Here is a 20,577-nt window from a genome sequence, read left to right on the forward strand (position 1 = left end):
CTACTCACTCCCCTTTCCGTCGTTGGTGACGGGAATAAAGCCCGCCTCGCGAATCTGCTTGTCCATCTTCTCCGACGTCACATAGTCAATGTAGTCCTGTGCACGCTGCGAAGGCGTACCCTTCACAAAGAAGTAAAGGTCGCGCGAGATGGGGTAGCCGCCACTTGCGACCGTCTTCTCGGATGCCTCGACATGGTTGACCGAAACAGCCTTAACCGAAGTCTTAGCGTTGAGGCTCTCGACAAAACCCAGCGAGATGTAGCCAATAGCACCACGCGAACGGGACACGACATCGCGCACCTGGCCCGTGCCCGAAAGAACGGCAGAGCGACGATCGAACGGCGTGCCGTCCATCACGATGGTACGGAAGGCCTCGCGCGTACCGGACGCCTCATCGCGGTTAATAACCTGAATCTTCAGGTCCTCTCCGCCGACTTCCTTCCAGTTGGTAATCTTACCGGCGTATATGTCGCGAAGCTGCTCGGTCGAGAGGTTGTCGACCGGATTATCGTCGTTCACGATGACTGCGATGCCGTCGTGCGCGATTACAATCGGGGTCAGGCCCAGATCCTGCTCGTCGGCATTGAGGCCACGAGACGAGCTGGCGATGTCGGCCGTGCCGTTGCTGACGGCCTCGATACCGGCAGAAGAGCCAAGGCCAGAGACGAGCACGTCGGTGCCGGTCTCCTCCTTAAAGCCCTCGGCCGCAATCTCGGCAATGGGAAGGCAGGTGGTCGAGCCGGCCACGGTGATAGAAGACGTGGAAGATCCCGAGGAGCAGGCACACAGCGTAAGCGTGAGCACTGCCGCGCTTAGGACCGATGCGATCTTTCTCATAGCATCACGCCGATCGCAGCATGGCGCCCACAGGTGCCGCCCTCGTTGCGGTAGGAATAAAAGCGGTCGTTCTGACGAACGGTGGAGAGCTTGGTGTCCACAATGCCGTTCGCTTCGACGCCGGCGTCCATCAACGCCTCGCGAATGGCGGCGGAAAGATCGAGCATACGAGAAGCGGCAGCATCGATGCACGCGAACTCGGAGGCAAAGCGGTCCATAAGTTCTTGGGACACCTCGTACTCGTCACCCAGGATATGGGGCCCAATATAGGCAGAGATGTCGTCTGGCTTGCAGCCAGCCGCCTCGCAGAGCGCTTGGCACGCCTTGGCGGAAATGCGCGCAATCGTGCCCTTCCAGCCAGAATGCACCACGGCAAAGCCGCCGGGAGCCACCAGCACAACGGGAACACAATCGGCAAAGCAAAGCATCACGGGCACCTCATGCGCCGTGCAGACGAGGGCATCGCAGCCCTCGGCAATCTGCTCGCGAATGTTCTCGAGATCATCGGCGCCGTTCGAGGTCACCGTCACGACATTGTCACCGTGTACCTGATTGGGGACAAGCAGGTTGTGCTCGCACTCGGCAATACCCATGGCCTCGAGTACGCGGCGACGATTTTCTTGAACGGCAAAGGGGTCATCGCCAACATGCGAGCCCAGATTAAGTGAGGAGTACGCATCTTCGGAAACACCGCCAGTGCGTTCGGTGAAGGCAAAGCGGACATCGTGTGTCACGCCCTCTACCAACGTAACTCCATCATGGTCGACACGCGAAACGTTGTCCGCACGTGCTGCCATACTAAAGCCTCCTAATAACACGAGTATCGCGGCCAAGCCGCAGCAGTCCGTGCCATACGGCTGCCATACTTCTACAAAAGGATACCCGCAGCGGTAGGGACCAAACGTAAGGGGAACGTAAAGAGATTGGAGACTTTCGTTTACAAACGAGAAACAAAACGGGGTGCATCCAAATGGATACACCCCGTGCAGGTCGTTGAGAAAAACGAACTAGAAGCTACCACGCTTAAGGAAGTCGGGAAGCTCAAACTGGTCGTTACCAAAATTGGGAAGTTCCGTACCGCCGACGTTGCGGGTCGGGGCAAACTGAGCCGAGCTTGCAGCGGGAGCGGTACGCTGAGGCTCGACAACGGAAGCCTTGCTCTGGGACTGCTGGGCAGCGAAGAGCTCGTCCTGACGGTTGACATTAGAGTCGGAGAAGCCCGTAGCGATAACGGTGATGCGCACCTGATCGCCCAGGGACTCGTCGACAACGGTACCGAAGATGATGTTGGCCTCGGGATCGACGGCGTTGGCGACAACGTCGGCAGCGTCGCTGATCTCCTGGATGCCCAGATCCTTGGAGCCGGCGATGGAGAGCAGGACGCGCGTAGCACCATCGATAGAGCTCTCGAGCAGCGGGCTGGAAATAGCCTGCTGGGCGGCGTCGACGGCACGGGTGTCCCCAGAAGAAGTACCGATACCCATCATGGCGGTGCCGGCCTGCTTCATGATGGTCTTAACATCAGCGAAGTCCAGGTTGATGATGCCCGGGACGGTGATGAGGTCGGTGATGCCCTGGGTGCCCTGGGAAAGGACGCCATCGGCAATCGCGAAGGCCTCGAGCATGGTGGTCTTCTTCTCGGCGATGTCGAGCAGCTTGTCGTTAGGGATTACGATCATGGTGTCGACGCAATCGGAAAGGGTCTTAATGCCCTCTTCGGCGCTCTTCTTACGCTTGCGGCCCTCGAAGGTGAAGGGCTTGGTCACGACGGCGACGGTCAGCGCACCGACCTCGTTCATCGCGATATCGGCAACGATGGGAGCGGCGCCGGTGCCGGTGCCACCGCCCTCACCGCAGGTGATGAACACCATGTCGGCGCCAGCGAGTGCCTCGGCGATGTCATCGCGGGACTCATCGGCAGCCTTGCGACCAACCTCGGGATTGGCGCCAGCGCCCAGGCCGCGGGTAAGGTCGGTACCGATGTGGACCTTGATATCGGCATCAGAGATCGCGAGCGCCTGAGCATCGGTGTTGATGGCAACAAACTCGACGCCACGAATGCCCTCTTCGATCATTCGATTGACCGCGTTGGTACCGCCGCCGCCGACGCCGACCACCTTAATGACGGCAAGGTAGTTGTTGATCTCTGTCTCGTGCATGTCGGTCCTCCGAACAAAGGTTATAGCCATAGCATGGGTTGACCCCTGCGCACATTAACCTTCAGGTTGAAAGTAAATGCAAAGGTAAACCGTATTATGTTTGCACATTATGAACGTATCAGTCAAATAATTGACCGTGAAAACCAAACAAACCAGATAAACGGCGTGGTATGGCCCCTCAACAAAGCCACGCACCGACGCTAAGCGGTCGGTGCGTTTCTAAACGTATAGTTGCCGGGAGACCGAACGTTAATGTAGGTTACGCCCTCTACCTGCGACAGAAGCTTGGTCACGACGCGTTCCTTCTTGGCGATATCATCAGAATCGCCCAGCGAGACCTCAACGCCATTATCAAGATTCGCCGAGATGGCCTCGACCGAAGGTATAGAAATATCCTTGATCTGCGCCAAGAATTCGCCGGAAAAACCACGCACGTAATCCAGGCCCGCTTTAACGGCCTTGGAAGAAACAGCCCGCCCCGAGACCGGCTCGACATCAGCCGAGACATCGGTAAGCAGCACGGCCCCGTAGTGCTTGGCCAGCGCCAACGCAGCATCGATACCGCTCAATGTGTTGGCGCCCTCACCCGAAGTGACGACATTTCCCTGGTCGTCCACCTCCACAGAGGTCGAAAGCGGTGCGATCCAGGTGTCATCGTCGCCGATGGCCCAGGCAAGATCGTCGGAACTTATATAAGCGATCGCGGTGACCTTGCGCTCCGTCGGCGTAATGACGAGCGTGTGGGGAAACTGCCGTTGAACGTCCACGCCCGAAACCCACGGGTTCTGCTTGAGATCTTCGGTAATCTGGTCGGGATTTACGTTGAAGAGCGATGTATTCTCGGGCAGACTGATCAGCTGCATGGCATCGTGCTTGGTCACATGCTCGCTGCCCTCGATCTGAATATCGGTAGCGGCAAACAGGCCGGAATTGATAACGACGATGGCAACGACGGCAAGCACGGCCACAGCCGCCAAGATACCGCCCACGATTTTGCCCTTGCCCTTAACGGCAGAGGCGGCCTCGGACGTCTTACTCGCCATGGCGCCAAGCGACGACAGCGGATTGATACCCTTATTGGTCGCAGGTGCCTTAGTGGCGGGCACCGACGTCAACGAGCGCGGCTTGGCAGCGCCCAACGTACGACCGGGATGCGTCGCTTTAGCCCCCAGCGAGGGCTTGGGCGTCACTATGGGGCGAGAGGGCTTGGCACCCATCGCCGACTTAGACGTCACCGAGGGGCGCGGAGCCGGGTGAACCGTCTTTTTTGCGGCAGGGCGTCCACCAAGTTGCGAGCCGACGACCGGACGTTTGGCGGACCGTACGGATCCAGCGGGCTTGGAGGACACAGGGGGCTTGCGTTGAGGCTGGACGGGTGCGCCGGAACGCCCTCCGGCGCGGCGGAAGGTAGGTTTCGATGCTCTAGAAGCCGAGGAATTTGACTTCCGGTCTGAGCTCGATGCCATACGCCTCCCTCACCTTTCCGTGCACATGCCTGATAACCGCGGCCACGTCATCGGCCGAGGCGGTACCGTTATTAACGATAAAATTAGCGTGTACGGGCGAAACTTCCGCACCGCCAACCGAAAAACCCTTTAATCCACAATCCTCAATCAGCTTGCCAACGCTCGCGTCGGGTGGATTGCGAAAGACCGACCCGCAAGAAGCGCGACCCATGGGCTGCGTGCGCTTGCGCCTCGTCAGGTACCGCTCCATACGCTCGCGAATGTCGGCCTTAGGCGCAGGCTTGAGCTTAAGCACGCACTCGAGAATAATCTCGTTACGCGGCAGGCTGCACTCACGGTAGCCCCAGGCAATCTCGGACCCCGCATAATGCTTAATGCCGGATGCCGGGTCAAACGTGACCACATCCTCGACAAGCGAACCTATCCACTCGGTACGCGTACCGGCGTTCATAGATACGGCGCCGCCGACCGAGCCGGGGATGCCAACCGCAAACTCAAGGCCCGAAAGCCCGCGCGACAGGGCATCGTTGACCAAACGTGCGAACATAACGCCCGCGCCAACGGTCAGCGTGCAACCGTCCTCGGCAACAACGGTGCGCTGAAACTCACGCCCCAGCGAAATGACGGCGCCGCGATAGCCCGCATCGGCAACGAGCAGATTAGATCCCTTGCCGATAATGACCCACGGCACCTGCTCACGGTCGAGTACTGCCACGGCACGACGAAGGGCATGATAGCTATGGCACGTCACGAAGAGGTCGGCCTTGCCGCCGATACGATAACTCGTATGACGCGCAAGGCGTTCATCCTCGACTACATCCGTGTCAATCATGCCCGAAAGCGCCATGACGGCGTTAAACAGACCCATAGGGGCTAAGCGTCTTTCTTGGCAGTCAGATACTCGATGAACTCAGGGCCAACGGTCGTAACGTCGCCGGCGCCCATAGTAAGCAGCAAATCGCCCTCACCTACCATCTTCTCGAGCTCATGATTGAGCTCGAGACGGCTGGAGCAGTACACGACCTCCTTGCCAGGGTGCTTGGCGCGCACAGTATCAGCGAGCATCTTGGAGGTTACGCCCGGAATCGGCATCTCGCCGGCAGAGAACACATCGATGAGCAGCAGCTTATCGGCATTGGCGAAGGCATCGGCAAAGTCATCGCACAGCGCCTGCAAACGCGAATAGCGGTGCGGCTGGAACACGACGTCAACATGCTTATAGCCCAGCGACGAGGCGGCGGCAAGCGTCGCCTTGATCTCGGTGGGGTGATGGCCGTAGTCATCGACCACGGTGATGCCGTCAATATCGCCCACATGGGTAAAGCGGCGGCGGACGCCCTCAAAGCTCGAAAGCGCCTCGGCTGCGGCATCGACGTCGAGACCCAGGACATGGGCAACGGTTAGCACTGCCGTGGCGTTGAGCATGTTGTGGCGACCGGGGTTGCTCTTGATCTCGACAGCATGCTCGGTCCCATCCTCAAAGCGAACGGTAAAGTCGCTCTGAATGCCCTTGACATCCGGATGCGCGCAGACGACGTCGTTGGTTTCGGCAAAGCCATAGGAAAGCACGTGGCGACCCGTCGACTTGGCAAGTTCGACCAGATGCGGGTCCTCACCGCAAACGATGACGGTACCGCTCTCTCCAACCAGGCCCATAAACTTGGCAAAGGTGGCCTCGATCTCCTCGATGCCCGAGTAGTGGTCGAGATGGTCGGCCTCGACGTTGGTCACGATGACCACGTTGGGGTTCAGGAACAGGAACGAGCTGTCGGACTCATCGGCCTCGGCGACAAAGTAGTCACCCGAGCCGTTCTTTCCGTTGGTATCGTAACCCTCGACGATACCGCCGATCAAAAAGCTGGGATCCAGACCCATGCGGTCGAGCATGGTGGCACACATCGAGGACGTCGTGGTCTTGCCGTGTGTGCCGGCAACAGCGATGGTGGTGTAGCCGTGGCCCAGAGCCGAGAGCATCTTGGCGCGGGGCCACACAGGAATACCGAGCTCGCGAGCACGCACAAGCTCGGGGTTGGACTCGGGAATAGCGGTAGAGACCACGACCACGTCGGGCTTGACCTCATCGATCGTGGCGGCCTCGTGGCCCACATGAACCTTCACGCCAGCACGGGTAAGCTGACGAATGTAGCGCGAGGTCTTAAGGTCGGAACCGGTAACGGCATAGCCACGCTCGTGCAAAACGAGAGCGATGCCGCTCATGCCGGCGCCACCGATACCGATAAAGTGGGCGCTCTTGAACTCGGGCGCGGAGGTTGCAGTCTGGGAATCAGCCATGTGCTCGTGTACTCCTTGCGTAAACACTGCCTGTAACCCGTTAACTGTACCGCACCTACCGCATCCGCGCGAGCGCAAGCTCGATATCCCGCCTAACTAACGCAAACCCTCTACCGCATCGGCCAAAAGTGCGGCGGCGCGGTCCTGAGCCAACCCGCGCGCCGCCTGACGCATGGCATCGCGCGCTGCAGCGTCATCGACCAGATGCAGCAGCTCCTCGGCAAACGCCGGAGCATCGATATCGGCATCGGCACAAAGCACGCCGGCACCGGCATCGACCAGATAACGCGCATTGGTCGTCTGGTGGTCGGCCGTGGCATGCGGATACGGCACGAGCACCGAAGGCACGGCGAGGGCGGCAATCTCGGCCACACTCGAGGCGCCGGAGCGCGAGAGCACCAGGTCAGCTGCAGCTAGCATGTCGCCCATGTCATCAATGTAGGGCTGGACGCGATAGCGCTTCGTCTCATCGGACGTCAGCGCCAAAGCACGCTCGGTGTCCTCAAAGCCGTCGGCTCCCGTCGAATGCAAAATGTAGAGATTCTCGCGGGTCAGCAGCTCACTCTTGAGCGAGGCTACGCGCTCGTTGAGATGCTGGGCACCGAGCGAACCGCCAAAGACGAGCAGAAGCGTCGCATCCTCGGGCACGCCAAGTGCCTCGCGGCCGCGGGCGCGATCGCCCTCAATGACCGAGCGGCGCACCGGATTACCGGTCATGAGCACATGCTCGGGGTCGCCCTCGCGCTCAAAGACAGAGCGCGCAGCCGGCACCGAGATACACACGCGGGCGGCATGGGAACTCATCATCTTATTGGCCAGGCCCGGAACAGAGTTCTGCTCGTGCAGCAGATACGGAACGCCCGCATCCTTGCACCAGCCCAGCAGCGGGACCTCGACGTAGGCACCAAAACCGATGGCAGCATCGGGCTTGCCAACCTTTGAGAAATGGCTGGCGAGCGAGCGCTTGGCCTTATTGACGCGCCACAGCGAGCTCAGCGCGGTCCAAGGACGGGAGCGGTCGAAGCCCGTGACCGTGATAGGTACAAAATCGAACCCGGCCTCGGGAACCAAACGACCCTCGAGCTTGTGCGACTGGCCCACGAACACAACATGATGTCCGCGGTCGCGCAACTCCTCAGCCAAGGCAAGCGCAGGGTTGATATGTCCCGCCGTGCCGCCGGCTGCGATAGCAACGGTCATCTTATCGGTCATGAAAATCCCTTCGTACGCGCGGTCCCTGATCGTCGGTGCGCAGACGCGCCGACGGGTCCGAATTCAAATTGATTCGATTATATCCGCCGCCCGAGCTTCGGGGGTTCGGGCGTTGGGGACGCCCCTGCGGAGCCGTTCGCGGGCGCGGACGAGCCGCCGGATCGGACGCAGAGCCATCCAAGACGGTAAAACCGTTGCGCGAAGGGCGATCGCCGCGCACATGGGGCACGCCGGCGGTGCTCTCGTCCATAACGGCAAAGCTCTCGCGGCGACGGTCGTACTCATCACGACGGGCGCTCTCGTGCGAGACGCGCAAGATCAGCCCCGCAAGCATAAGCGATACGATAATCGACGAACCGCCGTAGCTGATAAACGGCAGCGGCTTACCCGTCATGGGAAACACGTTGAGGATGCCCAGCGCATTGATCAAAAACTGTACCGCGAGAATGACTGCGGAACCCGATGCCATGAGCGCTCCGCGACGGTCCGCAGCCTGCTCGGCAATGCGAAACGCTGAGTAAATCAGCATCGCAAAGACCAGGAAGAGCATCGCGGTCCCGACAAAACCGACCTCCTCGCCGATAATGGCCAGAATATAGTCGTTGTGTGCCTCGGGCAGATACGAATACTTCATGGTGGAGTTACCGATGCCACGGCCGAACAAGCCGCCCGAAGCAAACGCCATGATGGCAAGCGTTGCCTGATAGCCATCGCCATACTCGTCGGCCCAAGGGTTCAGGGCAACCTGAACACGCACCATGCGGTACGGCTCTGCAACAAGCGCAAACACACTCACGACAATGACGAGAATGATCACGCCGATGATAAACTTGGGGTCTAGGCCCGCAAATAACGCCATACACATGAGGGTCAGCGAGATGATCAAGACGGTGCCATAATCGGGCTGGATAAAGATCAAAAAGAGCGAAATGCCCAAGTAGACGACCATCTTACGAAGGAACTCGTTGATGTTGCCACCGGGCGAAAAGAAACGGTCGAGTATGATGGCCGAATACGCGATGGCAAACGGCTTTAAAAACTCAGACGGCTGGAACTGAATACCGGCGATGTTGAGCCAGCGCGTGGCGCCACGGCTGCCACTGCCGACAAGAAATACCGCAAACAGCAAGAGAATCATGCCGATAAGGAAGACCCTAAGTACATTTTCCCCAAACCAGCTGTCCGGCAAGACGCGAACGATCGCAACCATGGCAAGCACGCCAACCCCGGCAAAGGTAGCCTGTCGAACCAGGAAAAACGTCGCCGAGCCGTTCTCGTGCAATGCCTCGACCGATGACGCCGAGTACACCATCAGCAGACCAAAGCACACTAAAGTAAACAGGCACGCCATGAATATCAAACGAGGGCGCATGATGCGGGCGGGGACGCCGGCAATATAGCGTTCGCTGAGCGTCTGCCCGCCGCGACCGGAACGCGGCGTACTGCGCTGCGAGGAAGCACGGTCCGAGTCGGGCCTCCTCATACCTTGTCGGGGGCTCTCCTCTCTCACCGGCGGCCCCTATTCCATTTGCGATTTCGCTGCGGCGGCAAGCTGGGCCACGTAGTCCTTAAACACGCGGCCGCGCTCCTCGTAGCCCGAGAACTCATCGAACGAAGAACAGGCGGGAGAAAGCAGGATCACGTCGCCTCGGCTCGACAGCGAACGGGCAACGTCGACGGCGTCGCGCAGGTCGTCAGCCTGAGCGATATCAACATCACCATCGACATCGGCCTCGTCCATAGCGGCGGTAAAGCGCTCGCGCGCATCGCCAAAGCAGACGACCGATCGCACGTTGTCCATGACAACGCGGGCGAAGGACTCGAGTGGCGTGCCCTTATCGTGACCACCGAGCAGCAAGATAACGTCGTCGTCGGGAAACGCGGTCAGGGCCTTTTCGACCGCATCGGTGTTCGTTGCCTTGGAATCGTTGACGTAGCGCACGCCATCGATCTCGCCACAGGGCTCAACGCGGTGCTCCAGCGGCTGGAATGAGGCCAGGCCGCGACACACACCGTCGACATCGGCACCGACGGCAAGGGCAGCCGTGGCAGCGCACAGGGCATTGATGACATTGTGATGTCCGGAGATTTTGAGCTCGGACGTGGCGATGAGCGGGGTCTCGACGCCCTTCAGGCGAATGACCATCTTGCCATCGCGCACAAATGCGGCGTCCTCGCCCGCAGGCTCGTCAAAGGCGACCTTGCAGATGCGACGACCCGGCGTGTAGACATACTCATCGAATTCATGGATACCGGCATCCTCGACGTCGATAACCACAAGGTCATCATCGACCATATTCTCGAAGAGCTTAATCTTGGCGAGCGCATAGTTCTTATGGCTCTTGTGCCAGCCCAGATGGTCGGGGGTGATGTTGAGCAGCACCGCCACACGGGGGTGAAGCTCCTGGGTCGTTGCGATCTGATAGCTCGAAAGCTCAGCTACAAACCACTCGTTATGCGCGCGGTCGTCGATTTCGTTCACCGGAGGCTCACCGATATTACCGACAGCAACGCTCGCCTCGCCCGCTGCCTTAAGCAGGTAGTCGGTCAGCGACGTGGTGGTTGTCTTGCCGTTGGTGCCCGTAATGGCGATCCAATTTTGGGGAGACAGGCGGTAGGCAAACTCGGGCTCACCCATGATCTGGACAGCGTGATCGCGGCCAGCCTTAAAGAATGACGAGAACTCCGAGATGCCCGGACACGTCACGCATACATCAAACGCGCCCTCGACCTGCTCGGTTCCGTAGACAAACGATGCCCCGCGCGCCTCGAGCGAGCGCGTGGCATCATTGGGCTCGGACGTGCCGCCGCCGTACACGGTAACGGTACTCACGCGCTCGGGGTGCGCAAGCGCCCAGCGAGCGACATCTAGACCGGACTTACCCTGGCCCAAGACGAGCAGGCTAAAGGAATCTGCAAGAGGCATGAAAAACCACTATCCCAACTGGAAAAACAGGGCAAGGCCCAGAGCGCCAAAAGCGGCAGCGACAATCCAAAAACGGATGACGACCTTAGTCTCGGCCCATCCCTTCTTCTCGAAATGATGATGAATGGGCGCCATAAGGAAGACGCGCTTATGCGTAAAGTGGAAGTAGACGACCTGAATCATGACCGACAGGGTCTCGACGATAAACAGGCCGCCGATGATGAGCGAGACGACCTCGGTATTGGTCATAATGGACGTGCAGGCAAAGGCCGCACCCAAGGCAAGAGAGCCGGTATCACCCATAAAGATGCTCGCCGGATAGCAGTTGAACCAAAGGAAGCCCAGGCAAGCACCAGCGCATGCGGTACAGAAGATAGACAGGTTTACGTCACCGTGCAAAAACGCCATGGCAGCCATGGCAAGCATGGCAATCATGGAGGTGCCACCGGCAAGGCCGTCCAGGCCATCGGTCAGGTTCACGGCATTAGAAAGACCGGCGATCATCAGCCAGCAAAAGACGATGTAGAGCCACGGAAAGGTAAGGCCACCAATGGTGGTCGAGAAGATGCCGAGGTCAATCGTCAGACCGCCAGGAAAACGAATCTCGGGGGCAACGCCGCACCAGCTGACGGCAAGCACGGTAAACGTGACGCAGATAATGGTGAGACCGATCATCTTGGCGTGGGGCGTCAGGCCGAGCGAACGACCGTGCGTGACAGAGGTCAAATCATCGATAAGGCCCAGAACGCCGGTTGCAAGCGTGGCAAGCAGCACGAGCACAAGCTCGGTGGTGAGCTTGCCCATCAAAAGGCACGTCAGCGAAACGGCTACGAGAATGACAACGCCGCCCATGGTGGGCGTGCCCTGCTTAATCAGGTGGCGTTTGGGTCCATCGGCGCGGACCTGCTGGCCGATACCCTCGACCTTAAGAAGCTTGATCCACCACGGCATGAGCAGCAGCGCAATGGCGGCGGCGATGCCAAGTCCCAAAAAGGCCTGGTATGTAGGATACGCGGGGTTCCCGAACATGGGCTAGCACACACCTTCCACAAAGCGGTCGAGCTCGACAAAGCGAGAGCCCTTGACCAGCACAACGTCATGTTTCTCAAGTGCGCCGGCCATACGGTCGAGCACCTGCTGATAATCGGAGAACACCTGGATGCGGTCCTCGTCCATGCCCATCATGCGCGCGGCTTCGGCCATACGAGCGGCCAGCTCACCGCCCACGCACGCCAGCATATCGAGCTTCTTAGCCGCGGCATAGGCGCCCACCAGCTCATGCATGCGGGGGGCCTCGTCGCCCATTTCGCCCATCTCGCCCAGAATCGCCATTCGAGAGCCAGAACACGAAAGCGAGCACAGCAGGTCAAGGCCAGCAGCCATGGATTCGGCGCTGGCGTTATACGAGTCGTCGATAATGCGGGCACCGCTCTTGGCGTGTTTGATCTCCTGACGATGACCGGTAATCGCGATACCCCTAAAGGCAGCATCGATCTGCTCGGGGGTCACACCCAAACGATAGGCAACTGCGGCGGCTTTAACGGCATTGGGAACGGACTGGACGCCGGGAATGGCGAGCATGGTGTCAACGGACTCACCCATGCCAAAGTCAAGCGTAAAGACCGGGCGGCCCTCGTCATCAATGTGAATGCCGCGGGCGCAAACCTCATCAACATCCGAAACACCCGCCAGCATCACGTCGATACCCGCGGGCTCGGCAAACGTCTCACGAATGAACGGGGTGAAGTCGTCTTCGCCGCCCAAAACCAGCAACGGGAGAAGGTCGTCGGCGGCACACATGCCCCCAACAATCTCGGACTTAGCGCGGGCGATATTCTCGCGACTTCCCAGGATTCCAATATGAGAGGTGCCGATCTTGGTCACGATGGCAAGGTTGGGATTGGCGGACCGAGAAAGGCGCTCGATCTCGTGAAAATGGTTCATACCCATCTCGAGAACCAGCACCTCGGTGTCGGCAGGAGCGGCCAAAACCGTGAGCGGCATACCGATCAGATTGTTGAAATTACCCTTGGTGGCCCAAACGCGATAGCGCTTGGCAAGCACTGCCGCAAGGACATCCTTGGTCGTCGTCTTACCGATAGAGCCGGTAATGCCAACCACTAGGCAGCCAAGCTGCGTGCGATAGGCATGTGCCAGGCGCAGCAAAAATTCCTCGGGATCATCGGTGTGCAGGATGGCGCAGCCCTTACGCTGAGCCAGCGATACAAGCTCGGCATTGGGCTCGCGCGTCATCACAACAGCGCCGGCACCCGATTCGATGGCGCGGGAAGCAAAATCGTTGCCGTCGACTTTTTCACCCGGAAAGGCAACAAAAATCGTGCCTTCCTCAACCTGGCGCGAGTCGATAACGCACCCACGGCATACCCGATCGGCTTCTCCCGTCACGGTCCGGGCCCCTGTTGCGGCCGCGAGGTTGTTGACGGCGATCTCTATCATTGCAGCTCCCCTGTAAACCTAATAATGCTATCGGCGTATTGTATCCCAGCGCCGCGCATGCGTGGTGCAGGGCATGTGAACACCCTCCAGATTAATCGACAGCCCTTTTCAGGATTGTAACCCCCTACTTGGTGCGTGGGATACCCAACACATCGAGCGCGTTAGCCATAATGATCTGGAACGGCACGGCGGCAGCATCCGAACCGCTCGGCGTTCCGTCGAGCGTGATATAGCACAAAACCTTGGGTGCTTGCGCCGGGGCAAACCCCATAAAGGACGACATATAGCTCGCTTTGAGGTAGCCGCCTTTTTCATCGGCGCGCTCGGCCGTACCGGTCTTACCCGCCACGTCGTAACCGTCGACGGCGCCCCCGACACCCGTGCCCTCGGAAACGACCGTCTGCATGCACGATATCACCTGGGCGGCGGCGTCCTCAGAAATCGCCTGCTCGCCCTCGCCCCAGTCCTTCTCCTCGCCTTTGCTGGATTTATAAAAGTGCGGCGTCATCATCACGCCGCCGTTGGCAATGCCGCCCACGGCGCGCGCAATCTCGATCGGCGAGACAGACAGCGCTTGGCCAAAACTCATCGAGCCCAACGTGGCACCGTCATACTGGTCACGCTCCTTGACAATGCCAAGGCTCTCGCCGGGAAAATCGATGCCCGAACTGTGTCCAACGCCCCATTTGTCCACGTACGCGGCAAAATCGTCCGCGCCGATCTTACGCCCGACCAATACAAAGCCAACATTGGATGAGCGGCGCATCATCTCGCGCACATCCATGGTCATGGCGTAGTGACGCTTATCGACATCGGTGACGGTATCGTCGCCGACCTTAATGCTCGCCGGCACCTCAAACGACGTACTCGAGCGCACGACGCCCAAGTCGAAACCCGCACCTGCAACGAGCGTCTTAAAGACCGAACCGGGTTCATACGCATCGGTGACCAAGCGCAAGTTCATATCCTCGGTCTTGGCGTTCTCCAGATTGGTCGGGTCGTAGGTCGGATACGAACAGGCGGCCAGAATCTCGCCGGTAGTAGGGTCTGTCACCAAAGCCGAACCGTTCTTGGCTTTGGTCTTCTCGACCGCCTCCGCCAGAGCGTCCTCTGCTGCACGCTGGATATTGACATCCAGCGTCGTCACGATGTCAACGCCATCGATGGCGGCAACCTTTTTATAGGCGCCACCCGCAATATAGCTATCGTCCCTCGCACGCTCTCGTACCAGCGTGCCGTTTGTTCCGGTCAGCAATTTGTCATATTGCTTTTCAAGTCCCGTTAGGCCCACGTTGTCAACGTTCACCACGCCTAGAACCTGCGAAGCCAGATTGCCGTATGGATACACCCGCTTCATCGCCTGCTCAAAGAGCACGCCGGGCAGATTTTTCTTCTTCAATGCCGCGGCATCGTCCTCGTCTACCTGGCGCTTGATATACACCCAGGTGCCATCGGACTGAACCAGCTTGCGGCAAGTCTTCTTATCGATTCCAGTCGCCTTAACCAAGGCCGATACCGTTTTATCGACATCCTCGATCAGCTGTGGATTCACGGCGACATTGCTGCACTCGACCGACGACGTCAGCACGTTGCCGTTTCGGTCGTAGATCGTGCCGCGTTTGGCGTAAAGCGTCTCCGCAAGCAGGCGTCGAGCATCGGCGCGCCCGCGCAACTCATCGGCATTTACGATCTGGTAGTCGGTAAGGCGGATGGCGCCCGCAGCCAGGCCCAAACCGATACAACCCATGACGACATTACGGCGAGGCAATGGCGTCCCCGTAAGCCATTCGGTCGAAGATCGTCTATTCGATCTGCTATTGCGTACTTGAGGGTCATCCGAGCCGCGAAGGCGCGACGTTGGGTCGTTGCCACGATTCGACCCCAAGTTGTAAGATGACCGACCCGATCCTTGATAACCAGAACGTCCCCGCGAAGAGGGACGTCCCTGCCCGCGACTCCCGTCTGGACCGCGGTGATAATCATTTGTCATACTCAGCTACCGTCTTATTACTGGACAGCCGCAGCCGAGCTAGCGCCCGCGGCTGCATCCTGCGAAAAATCAAGTGTAACGCTCTCACTGGGCTCCACCATGCCATAAGCGCCCGCAAGATCGCGAATGCGCGTATCGGCACCATAAACAGAGTGCATGACCTCAAGGTCAGAGCTCTCATCGGTCGCCTTCTCGAGCGTGTTAGTCAGCTCGGCGTTGCTGTTGAGCACCTGGGCCGTAACGCTTGCAAGCGCCACGCGGGCGACGCCAATCGTCATGAAGATAGCCGCAATGATGCAAAACGTTTTAAGAACGCTCATGAAAACCGGGCTTACCGCCTGGTTTGCCTGACGGCCCGCGCCCGTGTAGACATCAAAGCGCGGTGTGCGCTGCTCACGAGGAGCAGCGGGCGCCTGCGGTGCCTCGCGGTAGGCGGGCATGGCGTTCATATCATAGGCGAGTGCTGCGTTTGAGGTGTTGTAGCCCATGATATGCCGCCTCCCATCCCGAGTACGTTGGTAGTGTGTTTAAGCTTCGTTTATGGCGCGAGCGGGAGGTCCAATATCGCGCGCGTAACGCTACAAGCGCTCCGCCACGCGGATTTTGGCTGATCTCGCCCGAGGGTTGCGCGCAACCTCATCGGGTTGGGCAACCAAGGGTTTGCGGGTGATGACCTTGAGTATCGGCACGTTGCCGCACACGCACACCGGAATCTCCGGCGGACACGTGCACCCCTGGCTCATCTCCTTAAAGTGGTTCTTTACGATACGGTCCTCGAGCGAGTGATACGAGATGACGCAGATGCGTCCGCCCGGGTTGAGCCACCTGGTGGCGGCGTCAAGTCCTCTCTCGAGCACATCGAGTTCATGATTGACCTCGATGCGAATGGCCTGGAAACTTTTCTTGGCCGGGTGTCCGCCATGCCGACGAGCGGCAGCCGGAATGCCAGCCTTGATGATCTCGACAAACTGACCGGTGGTTTCAATCGGTTCGGACTCGCGTCGACGCACGATCTCGCGTGCGATCTGCGAGGCGAACTTCTCTTCGCCATAGACGCGTAGAATCCGGGCGAGGTCGTGTTCGTTATAGGTGTTGATGACCTCAGCTGCGTTTAGGGTGTTGTTACCCGGATCCATCCGCATGTCCAATGGGGCATCTTCGTTATACGAAAAGCCCCTGCCAGGGATATCGAGTTGCGGTGACGAAACGCCCAAATCGAACAGGAAGCCATCGACCCCGGGCACCTCGGCCGAGCAAAGCAGCTCGTCCAAGTCGCCAAAGTTGCCCTTCAGCAGCTGATGCGGGACGCCGGGGACCTCGCGGTCCAGACGGGCACCAGCGGCCTCGAGGGCCATGTCGTCCTGATCGACGCCAAGCAAAAGACCCGTCTCCCCCACCTGCGCGGCCATCTTTACCGAATGACCGGCACCGCCAAGGGTGCAATCGCAGACGACAGATCCGCTCTTTAGCTGCAGCGACTCAAGCACTTCGCCGAGCATGACAGGTTCATGCCGATATTCTTGTGTCAAGATCCCACGCTCCATCCGTTACTCATGCCTTGCCCTTACGAGAAGAAGAGGTCCAGCAGAGCCTCATCGTCATCGTCCTCATCGGCCGTAGCACGGTCCCAAACCTCGAGGTGGTCGTAGTTGCCCACAACCGTGACCTCGCGGTCGAGGTTCGCCTGCTTGCGGAGAGACTCAGAAAGACCGATACGACCGGCGCTGTCCACATCCATCGAGGTGGTGCGCTTGTTGATCGCCCTCATGAGTTTCTGGTCGTTGATGTCACGCGGGTTAAAACCCTCGTGGCCCTCACGACCCGCGAAGAGTCCTTCGACCCACTTATCGAAGGCCTCGGCAGAGAACACGTACAGAGCATCGACATCCAGGGCTTTGAACACGCGAACATGCTCTCCAAGCTCCTCGCGAAGGGGTGCAGGCAGGGACAGACGACCTTTTGCATCGAGATTGCGCTCGTATGCACCCGTCATTCCCATGTGCGCCCTCCCCTCGGTTACTCAGATGGCACGTACGCGGGGAACCACCCCGCCTGTCGACGTCATTAATAATATGGGGAACTGCCCCATTTTTCAACATCTTTCCCCACACCTTCCCCCACAACACCCCACCACTCCACCCTTTATGTGCTGTAAAACACCCTCGTTCATATGTTCGAAAACACAACATGTTGTGTTTACAGCAAAGCCGGGATGCCATCTGTAGCAGCCCGGCTTTCAACTTCAACCTTCAAGTTGACCTTGAGGCGAATTTTGTGTCCCTTTACGCGCCGTTCACATCGCCCCCCAAACTTCCCCACCAACGTCACGCGCGACCCACCGGCGCATCGGCGCAAGACAAAAGATGGGGCGGACCCCAGATTGCCGATACGCGCACAAAACCGCGTCACGACAACCTGGGGTCCGTCCCCCATTAGTTGTAAATATGCAGGTCAAAGAGTCGCTAGCGATGCGCCAACGGATGAGCCGCCAGGTAGACCTCGGTCAGCTGCGTGCGGTCGACATGCGTGTAGACCTGTGTGGTCGAAATGTCGGCATGTCCCAAAATCTCCTGTAGCACGCGCAGGTCGGCACCGCCCGCAAGCATATGGGTCGCAAAGGAGTGACGCAAGGTATGAGGATGAAGTCCCACCAGTCCCACCTGACGCCCGTATCGCTCGCATATGACATGAACACTCTGACGTGACAGGCGACCACCGTTCTTATTTAAAAAGACTGCCGGTGTCTTTGACCCGCGGGCATGGGCGGCCAGGCGCCGACGCCCATCAGCAATATATTGAGCCATAGCCCGTGCGGCACTTCCCACGAGTGGGGCAAGCCGCTCCTTCGAGCCCTTGCCGCGCACCAGCACAAAGCCGTCGTCAAAATGAACATCGCCCACATCGAGCCCCACCAACTCGCTCACGCGCAGGCCACATCCATAGAGCACTTCCAAAATGGCATGGTCCCGCAAACCCATCTCCCCTTCCGGGAAATCTTGGTCGAGGAGCGCCGAGACATCCCCTACCGAGAGATACTCCGGAAGGCGCTCCGCCTTTTTGGGCAGGCGCAGTGCAGCCGTCGGGTTTTGGGCGACGATCCCATCGCGAACCAAAAAGGCATGCAAACCTTTCACGGCCGCAACTGCACGCTCCACCGAGGCATCGGAGTAGCCCCCGTCGCGCCGATCACCGACAAAACCCTCTATTATCTGACGGTTCACGCCTTCAAAGGACTCAACACCGGCCCGCTCCAGGTAGGAACAGTAAGTCGTCAAGTCACGACGATATGCCGCGATCGTATTGCGCGCCAAGCCTCGCTCGACCGCAAGGTAATCAAGATACTCCCCCGTCACCGTATCGAGCAACGAGGGAGTATCTTCGGTATGTCTTTCGTTCGCTGGCACCCTTAGTCCGTCGCGAGGTTCATGGGCGTCACCTGCAGGCGATCGATGCCCTCGTGCTGGCCAATCGAGGCGCGCACGAACTCGCGGAACAGAGGCTGCGGCTTGGTCGGACGGCTCTTAAACTCGGGGTGGGCCTGGGTGGCCACATACCACGGATGCACGTCACGTGGCAGCTCGACCATCTCGACCAGACGCTCGTCAGGCGAAAGACCCGAGATAACCAAACCCGCGCCCTCGAGCTGGTCGCGGAAGGCATTGTTGAACTCAAAGCGATGACGGTGGCGCTCATAGACAAGCTCCTCGCCATAGGCCTCGCGCGCAAGGGTATCGGCAGCGAGCTTGCACGGATAGGCGCCCAGGCGCATGGTGCCGCCCTTCTCGGTCACGTCCTCCTGCGAGCTCATCAGGTCAATTACGCTAAACGGACCGTCCGGATCGAACTCGGAGGAGCTAGCGCCGGCAAGGCCGACCACGTTGCGGGCAAACTCGCACACGGCGACCTGCATGCCCAGACAAATGCCCAGATACGGAATCTTATGCTCGCGAGCAAACTCGGCAGCAAGAATCTTGCCCTCCAGGGCACGCTTGCCAAAGCCGCCGGGCACCAAAATGCCCGATGCGTCGCCCAGCACCTCGGAGACGTTCTGCTCGTCGAGGCTCTCGCCGTCGACCAGCTGCACGTCCACATGACGATCATAGAAAACGCCTGCATGATGCAGGGCCTCGATAACCGACAGGTAGGCATCGGGGAGCTGGGTGTACTTGCCCACAACGGCGATCTTGACCTTGTCGGCATGGTGGTTGGCATGATTCTGTTTGCGCAGGAACTCGTTCCACTCGCTCATGTCGCGCTCGCGCGGGTCCAAGCCCAGGCGCTCGCAAATGCGCAGGTCAAAGTCCTGCTCGGCGAGCAGCTGCGGCACGTCGTAAATACTCGCGCAATCTTCGTTGGTAAAGACGCAGTCGGTATCGACGTCGCAGAAGCTTGCGATCTTGCCACGGATGGCATCGTCGATATGGTGATCAGAACGCAGCACAATGATGTCGGGCTGAATGCCAAAGCTGCGAAGCTCCTTGACCGAATGCTGCGTGGGCTTGGTCTTGACCTCATGCGCGGCGGCGATATAGGGAACGAGCGACACGTGGATGTAGCAGACGTTCTCGGGGCCGGCCTCTTTACGGTACTGGCGAATGGCCTCCACGAACGGCTGCGACTCGATATCGCCAATCGTGCCGCCCAGCTCGGTGATGACCACGTCGGAACCGGTCTGCTCCTCGATGCGGCGGAACTTATCCTTAATGGCGTTGGTGACGTGCGGAATCACCTGAACGGTGCCGCCTAAAAAGTCACCGCGACGCTCGCGGGCAATCAGACTCTTGTAGATAGCGCCGGTCGTAAAGTTGGAATCACGGGTCAGATTCTCGTCAATAAAGCGCTCATAATGGCCCAGGTCCAGGTCGGACTCGTAGCCATCCTCGGTCACGAAGACCTCACCATGCTGAAACGGGCTCATGGTGCCGGGGTCGACGTTCAGATACGGGTCGGCCTTCTGCATCGTCACCTTGTAGCCTCGTGACTTGAGCAGACGGCCCAACGAGGCCGCGGTGATGCCCTTACCCAAAGACGAAACTACGCCGCCGGTTACAAATACATGCTTGGTCATATTGAATTACCTGCGCTTCCCGTAGAAGTTTTCCATTCACATCTTACGGGTCTTCATTGTAATACTCGAAAAGCAAGCCGCTCGCTATTTTTCACCCGCATGCCCGCATTTCTCCATCTCGAAACAAAACACCGCCCAAGTAGCTTTGGGCGGTGCAGGCTCGTCGAAAC

At 59.2% G+C, this 20,577-nt stretch carries 17 protein-coding genes; all 17 read right to left on the bottom strand.

The genetic code is table 11. The annotated features are described in order from the left end of the window. Positions 1–837, bottom strand: a complete 837-nt coding sequence (locus tag ACTQV3_RS03295) for a phosphate ABC transporter substrate-binding protein (protein ID WP_427727615.1) — start codon at positions 835–837, stop codon at positions 1–3. After that, positions 834–1,634 carry a polyphenol oxidase family protein gene (locus ACTQV3_RS03300; RefSeq protein WP_441068141.1) on the bottom strand — a complete coding sequence of 267 codons (801 nt, stop codon included), beginning with the start codon at positions 1,632–1,634 and terminating at the stop codon, positions 834–836. The genes ACTQV3_RS03295 and ACTQV3_RS03300 overlap by 4 nt, the downstream gene beginning before the upstream one ends. A 210-nt stretch (positions 1,635–1,844) precedes the next feature. Beyond that, positions 1,845–2,996, bottom strand: coding sequence for a cell division protein FtsZ (gene ftsZ / locus ACTQV3_RS03305; RefSeq protein ID WP_441068143.1), 1,152 nt, complete (start codon positions 2,994–2,996; stop codon positions 1,845–1,847). Positions 2,997–3,196: 200 nt separating this feature from the next. Next, a complete protein-coding gene (locus tag ACTQV3_RS03310) occupies positions 3,197–4,213 on the bottom strand; it encodes a cell division protein FtsQ/DivIB (RefSeq protein WP_427719196.1) in 1,017 nt (338 codons plus the stop codon). Between the two features lie 205 nt (positions 4,214–4,418). Beyond that, positions 4,419–5,330: a UDP-N-acetylmuramate dehydrogenase gene (gene murB, locus ACTQV3_RS03315; RefSeq protein ID WP_154515248.1), complete on the bottom strand. Its 912-nt coding sequence runs from the start codon at positions 5,328–5,330 to the stop codon at positions 4,419–4,421. A gap of 5 nt (positions 5,331–5,335) precedes the next feature. After that, entirely contained in the window at positions 5,336–6,754 is a 1,419-nt protein-coding gene (gene murC / locus ACTQV3_RS03320) for a UDP-N-acetylmuramate--L-alanine ligase (RefSeq protein WP_441068147.1), read from the bottom strand. Positions 6,755–6,850: 96 nt separating this feature from the next. After that, positions 6,851–7,966, bottom strand: a complete 1,116-nt coding sequence (gene murG / locus ACTQV3_RS03325; RefSeq protein WP_441068149.1) for an undecaprenyldiphospho-muramoylpentapeptide beta-N-acetylglucosaminyltransferase — start codon at positions 7,964–7,966, stop codon at positions 6,851–6,853. Then, positions 7,956–9,476, bottom strand: a complete 1,521-nt coding sequence (gene ftsW / locus ACTQV3_RS03330; RefSeq protein ID WP_441068151.1) for a putative lipid II flippase FtsW — start codon at positions 9,474–9,476, stop codon at positions 7,956–7,958. Before ftsW ends, murG begins: the two co-directional genes overlap by 11 nt. A 9-nt stretch (positions 9,477–9,485) precedes the next feature. Further along, positions 9,486–10,892, bottom strand: coding sequence for a UDP-N-acetylmuramoyl-L-alanine--D-glutamate ligase (murD, locus tag ACTQV3_RS03335; protein ID WP_427794149.1), 1,407 nt, complete (start codon positions 10,890–10,892; stop codon positions 9,486–9,488). A gap of 9 nt (positions 10,893–10,901) precedes the next feature. Further along, the gene (mraY, locus tag ACTQV3_RS03340) at positions 10,902–11,921 is read right to left on the bottom strand and encodes a phospho-N-acetylmuramoyl-pentapeptide-transferase (protein WP_154515238.1); all 1,020 of its coding nucleotides are present in this window, start codon (positions 11,919–11,921) and stop codon (positions 10,902–10,904) included. Between the two features lie 3 nt (positions 11,922–11,924). Next, positions 11,925–13,349, bottom strand: a complete 1,425-nt coding sequence (locus tag ACTQV3_RS03345) for a UDP-N-acetylmuramoyl-tripeptide--D-alanyl-D-alanine ligase (RefSeq protein WP_427719184.1) — start codon at positions 13,347–13,349, stop codon at positions 11,925–11,927. A 124-nt stretch (positions 13,350–13,473) separates the two neighbouring features. Further along, on the bottom strand, positions 13,474–15,117 hold the full coding sequence (locus tag ACTQV3_RS03350; protein WP_441068153.1) for a peptidoglycan D,D-transpeptidase FtsI family protein: 1,644 nt from the start codon (positions 15,115–15,117) through the stop codon (positions 13,474–13,476). 239 nt (positions 15,118–15,356) lie between these two features. Then, on the bottom strand, positions 15,357–15,827 hold the full coding sequence (locus tag ACTQV3_RS03355; protein WP_427719178.1) for a hypothetical protein: 471 nt from the start codon (positions 15,825–15,827) through the stop codon (positions 15,357–15,359). Between the two features lie 90 nt (positions 15,828–15,917). After that, on the bottom strand, positions 15,918–16,883 hold the full coding sequence (rsmH, locus tag ACTQV3_RS03360; RefSeq protein WP_154515233.1) for a 16S rRNA (cytosine(1402)-N(4))-methyltransferase RsmH: 966 nt from the start codon (positions 16,881–16,883) through the stop codon (positions 15,918–15,920). A gap of 20 nt (positions 16,884–16,903) precedes the next feature. Further along, positions 16,904–17,338 (bottom strand): division/cell wall cluster transcriptional repressor MraZ, encoded by a 435-nt coding sequence (locus ACTQV3_RS03365; RefSeq protein WP_035137949.1) that lies wholly within the window; start codon positions 17,336–17,338, stop codon positions 16,904–16,906. A 463-nt stretch (positions 17,339–17,801) separates the two neighbouring features. Further along, complete coding sequence (gene xerD, locus ACTQV3_RS03370; protein ID WP_441068155.1) at positions 17,802–18,743, bottom strand: site-specific tyrosine recombinase XerD; 942 nt, start codon at positions 18,741–18,743, stop codon at positions 17,802–17,804. A 2-nt stretch (positions 18,744–18,745) separates the two neighbouring features. Continuing rightward, a complete protein-coding gene (locus tag ACTQV3_RS03375; protein WP_441068157.1) occupies positions 18,746–20,407 on the bottom strand; it encodes a CTP synthase in 1,662 nt (553 codons plus the stop codon). Between the last annotated feature and the right edge of the window lie 170 nt (positions 20,408–20,577).

Origin of the sequence: Collinsella sp. LCP19S3_A7, assembly GCF_052121995.1 — a bacterium.
Taxonomy (GTDB): Bacteria; Actinomycetota; Coriobacteriia; order Coriobacteriales; family Coriobacteriaceae; genus Collinsella.

Bases quoted from the DNA above. Each gene is read 5' to 3' on its own strand.
- ACTQV3_RS03355 (WP_427719178.1), bottom strand. From the start codon at position 15,827: ATGGGCTACAACACCTCAAACGCAGCACTCGCCTATGATATGAACGCC.
- ACTQV3_RS03345 (WP_427719184.1), bottom strand. From the start codon at position 13,349: ATGATAGAGATCGCCGTCAACAACCTCGCGGCCGCAACAGGGGCCCGG.
- rsmH (WP_154515233.1), bottom strand. From the start codon at position 16,883: ATGGAGCGTGGGATCTTGACACAAGAATATCGGCATGAACCTGTCATG.
- murC (WP_441068147.1), bottom strand. From the start codon at position 6,754: ATGGCTGATTCCCAGACTGCAACCTCCGCGCCCGAGTTCAAGAGCGCC.
- ACTQV3_RS03365 (WP_035137949.1), bottom strand. From the start codon at position 17,338: ATGGGAATGACGGGTGCATACGAGCGCAATCTCGATGCAAAAGGTCGT.
- murD (WP_427794149.1), bottom strand. From the start codon at position 10,892: ATGCCTCTTGCAGATTCCTTTAGCCTGCTCGTCTTGGGCCAGGGTAAG.
- ACTQV3_RS03310 (WP_427719196.1), bottom strand. From the start codon at position 4,213: ATGGGTGCCAAGCCCTCTCGCCCCATAGTGACGCCCAAGCCCTCGCTG.
- ftsZ (WP_441068143.1), bottom strand. From the start codon at position 2,996: ATGCACGAGACAGAGATCAACAACTACCTTGCCGTCATTAAGGTGGTC.
- mraY (WP_154515238.1), bottom strand. From the start codon at position 11,921: ATGTTCGGGAACCCCGCGTATCCTACATACCAGGCCTTTTTGGGACTT.
- murG (WP_441068149.1), bottom strand. From the start codon at position 7,966: ATGACCGATAAGATGACCGTTGCTATCGCAGCCGGCGGCACGGCGGGA.
- ACTQV3_RS03300 (WP_441068141.1), bottom strand. From the start codon at position 1,634: ATGGCAGCACGTGCGGACAACGTTTCGCGTGTCGACCATGATGGAGTT.
- ACTQV3_RS03295 (WP_427727615.1), bottom strand. From the start codon at position 837: ATGAGAAAGATCGCATCGGTCCTAAGCGCGGCAGTGCTCACGCTTACG.
- murB (WP_154515248.1), bottom strand. From the start codon at position 5,330: ATGGGTCTGTTTAACGCCGTCATGGCGCTTTCGGGCATGATTGACACG.
- ACTQV3_RS03375 (WP_441068157.1), bottom strand. From the start codon at position 20,407: ATGACCAAGCATGTATTTGTAACCGGCGGCGTAGTTTCGTCTTTGGGT.